This is a genomic window from Actinomadura rubrisoli (genome assembly GCF_004349215.1).
In the GTDB taxonomy this organism is placed as follows: Bacteria; Actinomycetota; Actinomycetes; order Streptosporangiales; family Streptosporangiaceae; genus Spirillospora; species Spirillospora rubrisoli.
The window spans coordinates 1-5,698 of record NZ_SMKU01000476.1 but is presented as its reverse complement, the minus strand read 5'-3'; the positions used below and the strand labels follow the sequence as shown (position 1 = coordinate 5,698).

At 68.2% G+C, this 5,698-nt stretch carries 6 protein-coding genes; 2 read left to right on the top strand and 4 right to left on the bottom strand.

Annotation, left to right across the window (positions count from 1 at the left end; all coding sequences use genetic code 11):
- The coding region (locus E1298_RS43365; protein ID WP_131903213.1) for a DUF4360 domain-containing protein at window positions 1-585 on the top strand (585 nt) is incomplete at its 5' end.
- An 11-nt stretch (window positions 586-596) separates the two neighbouring features.
- Here the strand turns inward: E1298_RS43365 and E1298_RS43360 are convergent.
- From E1298_RS43360 to E1298_RS43350, 4 genes are all read right to left on the bottom strand, one after another.
- Window positions 597-1,763 carry a CgnE/CgnB domain-containing protein gene (locus E1298_RS43360; RefSeq protein ID WP_131903212.1) on the bottom strand — a complete coding sequence of 389 codons (1,167 nt, stop codon included), beginning with the start codon at window positions 1,761-1,763 and terminating at the stop codon, window positions 597-599.
- 89 nt (window positions 1,764-1,852) lie between these two features.
- Window positions 1,853-2,029 (bottom strand): hypothetical protein, encoded by a 177-nt coding sequence (locus E1298_RS48945; RefSeq protein ID WP_165975944.1) that lies wholly within the window; start codon window positions 2,027-2,029, stop codon window positions 1,853-1,855.
- Between the two features lie 38 nt (window positions 2,030-2,067).
- Window positions 2,068-2,709: a DUF5825 family protein gene (locus E1298_RS43355; RefSeq protein ID WP_131903211.1), complete on the bottom strand. Its 642-nt coding sequence runs from the start codon at window positions 2,707-2,709 to the stop codon at window positions 2,068-2,070.
- Complete coding sequence (locus tag E1298_RS43350; protein WP_131903214.1) at window positions 2,706-4,589, bottom strand: RiPP maturation radical SAM C-methyltransferase; 1,884 nt, start codon at window positions 4,587-4,589, stop codon at window positions 2,706-2,708. The genes E1298_RS43355 and E1298_RS43350 overlap by 4 nt, the downstream gene beginning before the upstream one ends.
- 313 nt (window positions 4,590-4,902) lie before the next feature.
- Here E1298_RS43350 and E1298_RS43345 point away from each other — a divergent pair.
- On the top strand, window positions 4,903-5,698 hold a 796-nt coding region (locus E1298_RS43345; RefSeq protein WP_131903210.1), incomplete at its 3' end, for a serine/threonine-protein kinase.

Genomic DNA, 5,698 nt, shown 5'->3' with positions numbered 1-5,698 from the left:
GCCTCCGCCTCCGCCTCCGCGGACCCGACCGCCCCGCCACCGGGGAGCGTCACCGTCACCATGCAGGACTACGCCGGTTCGGGCTGCTTGCGAGGAACGACGATGGGGTTCTCCGTAGATCCCGCGACGCATGCGTTCACCTTCAAACCCGGCGCCTTCCGCGCCCAGGCCGGGGGCACCGCGCAGCCGACCGACTTTTACAGATCCTGCCAGGTCGTAGTGCAGATCAGTTCCCCGCCGGAATTCACCTACGCGGTCTCTGCCGCCGACCACTCCGGCTTCGCCGAACTGGAGCCGGGGGCCACCGGCTCGCTGACATTCGGACCCCGTTTCATAGGTCAGGCCGAAAACCAGTCGGTAACCCATCGGCTTACCGGCCCGTACTCGGACGGCTGGCTATACACCGACATTTGGGATGTTTCCCAGCAGCGGTTCAAAAGGTGCGATGAAGACGCCCCGTTCTTGTACCTCCACCTCAGACTGCGGGTGGACCTGGGCGCCTCCGGCGGAGCCATGACCAATGTCATGGAGATGAACTCGGCTGAGGGCACTACCGTCCGCCTGACCTGGAAGCGCTGCCCGTGACATGAGCCCGCTCAGCACCGCTGCCCCCGCAACCGGAGGAACTCGTTCTTGGCCCGGGCGACTTCGCTGGTGATGAGCCCGCAGCAGTCGCCGTCGATGTCCTCTTCGTGGAGACCTTCGGTCAGCGGCGCCGGATGCCGCTCGTCGGCGAAGTCCCGGAGGTCCGTGCTCCTGATCTCGGTGCGGCCGTCGACGGCGATGGTCGCGTCCGAGGTGATCAAGTCCAGGTGGATGTCGGACCAGTAGTCGACGACGTCGAGGCGCTGCCCGTGCATGCCGAGGCCGAGATGCACGCCTGGGTGGCGCTCGTTGATGTGGGAGTTCAGCGGGATGAAGCCGGTGGTGCCGACGTTGGTGCCGAAGCCGAGTTCCCCGATCCGGTCGGCGTTCTCGACCCGTAGGCAGCGCTCCAGCAGGCGGGCGACGAGGGGATCGGCGCACGCGACCCCGGTGACCCGGCCGTGCTCGATGTCGACCGTGACCGGATGACCGCCCAGCCGGGCATCGTGGCCGGTGTAAGAGGTCACGTTGAAGGCCCCGTCTGCGACGAGGACGCCGTTGATGTCCGCCGGGTAGGTGCTGACCTCCCCCGGAGGGAGGACGAGGAAGGCGCCGGGCCGCCACACGCCCCGGTTGCTGAGCCACCGGTACCGCCGGGAGTCGACGGCGACCTCCAGGTCGGTGCCGCTGCTGGAGGTGATGCGCAGATGCGACGCGGGCATCATCCGGGTCAGCAGCGCCCCGTTCAGCGCGGAGAGCAGCGCGGGCGTGACGCCCATCGAGTGGCGGAAGAACTCCGCCGACGCGTTGATGATCCGGTATGTCGCCCAGCTGTCCTCGGGATAGGGCGCCAGTGCCCGCCGGAGCTGGAGCACGTGCGACATCGAGTTGAGCTCCATCGTCAGCACCACGATGCGCGGATGCGGGGACGCCGGGTCGGGGAGCACCGCGCGCAGCCGCGACTCCACGGTGTCGTCGCGGACCGCGCTCATGCCGAGCGGCGTCGGCTCGATGCCGCGGACGGCCAGCTCCGCGGCGACCCACGCGGCCGGCTCCCGGGCGTCCGCCGTGTACAGGAGGAACACCTGGTCGTCGGTCTGGATCCGGAGGTACTGGTCGAGCAGGGTGGACACGCCGTCCCACACGGCGTCGTCCGGGATCATGTCTGCAGCCGTCATCTCATCGCCCCTGGAGTTCACCGGACACGGCAGGTGCCCGGGTGCCGCCGTCGTCCGGCGGCACCCGGCGAGGGTGGAAGCGCCTGATGTCAGGCGATGCCCCAGTCCCGTTCGTGCGGGGTGTCGATGTCGTCGCGGACGATGTCGACGCGGATGCCCTCGGTCGTGGTCAGGTTGTCGGTGCTCATCTGCTCCAGCGCCGCGCGCAGCGCCTCGTCGCGCGCGATGTCACGCTTCTCCGCCGTGTCGGGCTTCTTTGTGGCCATGCCATACCTCTTCTCTTTTCGGAACACCTTCGCGGGCATCAAAGGGCACTCTTTCCGGCGGGCCACTGCCGCGCCCGGTAGGGCAGCCACCAGGCCATGTCGCCAAGGAGCTGGACGAGTCTCATCGTGGTGAGGTCGCGCAGGATCGGCGGGTCCACCGCCGAGGCGGGGCAGCCTTCGAGCAGGTCGTCGATCGCCGCGCGGTGCGCGGCACCATCCACGGTGATCTTGCGTAGGACGTCGGAACGCCGGTCGCGCACTTGCAGGAATCCCGGCCCGCGGCGGTAGGCGCATTTGAAGAAGTGATAGCCGTTCCGCCACTGGAGGCGGGCGTCCTCGTCGCCGATGACCTCGCCGGGCGGATAGAGGTGGCTCAGCGGCCGCCATCGCTCGGCGCCCAGGCGCAGCCGCCAGTCGACGACGATTCCATATCCGGTCAGCTCCCGCACCAGCACGAAGGCCCGCACGGCGGCCGCCTGGCCGCCGGCGCTCGCCAGGTCCACGGCGTCCACCAGCGCGATCCGGCGCACGCCGTCCTCGAAAAGCGCGCGGCCCGCCTCCGCGGCCGGAACGGACACGACGGCGCTCCCGGCGAACACGCCGGGCCGGTCGAGCTCCTCGTAGTCGCGCCACAGCGTCACCGCGACCGGAGCCGCCGGGGTCACCGTGACCGGAGTCATCCCGCCTCCCCGACCAGGGCCGGTGTCGGTGTCGGTGTCACCAGGTCGTCGACCTGCCGGTTCACCCGTCGCAGCTCCTGGTTGGCGGCGTGGACCGCGGTCAGGACGACCTGCCCGCCGTCGGCGAACACCAATCCCAGATCACGCCAGCGGTCGAGCAGCTTCGCGACGTCGCCGTCGTTGACGGCGAGTTTGCGGGCCAGCGCGGCCGGACGGTGCGGCCGGTCGAGCAGGCGCAGGACGGCCATCTCCACGGGATCGTCGATCCGCAGCGTCGTCCAGCCGAACGCCGGACGCCGGTTCAGCAGATCGATATGGTCGCCGAGATCGCACTGGGTCAGCCGGCTCTCCGGATACGCCGACTCCCACTCCGCCGCCGCGGCCGCGAGCCGGTCGGCGACCGCCGCGTCGATTCCGCGTGGCGGCGCCTCGAAGAGGTAGCCCAGATCGAACAGCTCGGCCTCGGGAAGGTCGTAGATCATCGAGTACTGGGAATGCGGCCGCAGCTCGGCGAAACCCAGCTCGGGCCGGTCGAAGTACGGGCTGAACCGCTCGATCGCCAGCCTGCCCACCATTCCCGGTGGGGGAAGGTGATGCAGTGCGGGGAACTGCTCGATGACGGACGCGTAGTCATCGGCCCGCTCCCCCGGAAAGCCGTACAGGTAGTTCCACTCCACCCAGACGCCGGCCGATTCGGAATCGCGCATCATGCGGACGTTCTGGCAGCCGGTCACGCCCTTGTCCATGATGCCCAGCACGCGGCTGCTGAGGCTCTCGATGCCCGCCTGGACACGCACGACGCCCGCGTCGGCCAGCGCCTGGACCTGGCTCCGCTGCAGATTGGCCTTCACCTCGTAGAACATGCGGAAGTCGTAGTCGGCCGCGGCGAGACCGGGCAGGACCGACGTCAGGTAGCCCATGTCCAGGATGTTGTCGACCATGAACACGTCGAGAACCTGGTGGCGCTCGGCCAGGCCGATCAGCTCGTCCAGGAACCGTTGCGGGCTCTTGCTCCGGAACTCCATGAACGACCCGTTGAGCCCGCAGAAAGTGCAATGGTGCTTCTCACCCCACCAGCAGCCGCGCGAGCTTTCCAGAACCAGCCGCGGATCCGCCCACAACCGCGCGGTGGACGAGGCGTACCGCTGGAAATAGTCGTCGTAGTCGGGGACGACGATCTCGCTCGGCGACAGCGGCCGGGCGCTCATGGCGTTGGCGACCGAGGCTCCGGATCCGTCCCGCCAGACCAGGCCGGGTATCGCCGCGACATCATCGGCCACGAGGAACCGCGGAAAGGCGACCTCGCCCTCACCCCGCAGGACGAAATCCACGAACGGGAAGTTCCTGTGCAGCGCGGCACCCTGCGGCCCGTCGCAGCTCGCCCCTCCGAACACCGTCACGGTCTCGGGCCGGAGGCGCTTGATCTGCCTGGCCGCGGACAACGCGGCGACGTTCTGCTGAAACGTGGACGTGAAACCCACCACGTCAGGCGCCGAGTCGGCGATACGCCCCGCGAGCTCCGCGATGAACGCCGGCGCCAGTTCGTGCAGGCGGTGGCACAGGGCCAAATGCCGCTCAGACTTTCCGCCGCTCATCCGCTCGTCGAACCGGCGCTTCCGCCACCCCGGGTCATCGTAGAGCGCCGAGGAGAAGATCCAGTCGCCATTGCCCTCGGTGAAGGACTGCTGGGCGAAGAAGTCGTAGTCCTCCATCCCCAGATCGACATGCTCCTGGATCCAGTCCACATAGTCGATGTTGGCGTAGACCACTTCGACTTCGGCCTCGGGAACCCGCTCATTCACAACCCGCTTGAGAATGCCCAGAGCCAGCGACGGAACATCGGTGGAACCCCACGGCATGTTGACGAGTAGTACCCGCATCATGCTCCCCTCAGCGGTGGAACCACGACCCCGGCGACACCTCATAGTCCACTGAAGGGTCGGGACCGGCAAGCAGCGGTCCGCTGAGCGGACTCTACGGGCGACTTCTGACCCCATCCACGAGAGGTGACCCCACTGTAACCGCGCAGTAACGCCCCGGCCGCCCTTAACCGTAAAACCGAGTGTTTACAGCGAGACGCTAGTTAATTTCTGTTTCCCATGGGAGCGCTGAGAATCAGAAACCGCAAAGTGTCCTTGGGTGCGATTCCGCGGAAGGGACCCCTCTCCCTGACCGGCGCCTAGTATCCGGAAAATGCCAGGACGTGCGGGTGAACTGATCAGTGGCCGCTACCGGCTGCTCGCTCCCCTCGGGCAGGGCGGGATGGGGGTGGTGTGGCTCGCACGGGACGAGCTCCTGCACCGCGAAGTGGCGGTGAAGCAGGTCAAGCCGCCCGACGGGCTGCCTGAGCAGGCCCGCACCGTCCAGGTCACCCGGGCCGAGCGCGAGGCCCGCGCCGCGGCCAGACTCGTCCATCCCGGCATCGTCACGATCTTCGACGTCACCGAGCACGACGGTGCACCGGTCATCGTGATGGAACTCATCAAGGGCCGCTCGCTCGCCGACATCATCGACCAGGACGGGCCGTGCACGCCCCAGCGCGCCGCGCGGATCGGTATCGCCCTGCTGGACGCGCTGCGGACGGCGCACGAGGCGGGAATCGTGCACCGTGACCTCAAACCCGCCAACGTTCTGATCACCGACCGTCGCACCGTCATCACCGACTTCGGCGTCGCCGCCCTGGCCGGAGACCCCAGCATCACCCAATCCGGCACTGTTCTCGGCACACCCGCCTACATGGCCCCCGAACAGGCCCAAGGCGGAAACGTCGGCCCCGCCGCCGACCTATGGGCACTAGGTGCGACCCTCTACACCGCTGTAGAAGGCCACCCCCCATTTGTCCGAGACACCTTCGTAGCCATCCTGTCAGCCCAAATGACACAGCCGCCCGACCCTATGACCAAGGCCGGGCCGCTGGCACCGCTGCTGACCGCACTGCTGCAACACGACCCCACCGCCCGCGCCACAGCCGCTCAGACAGCGCAGATGC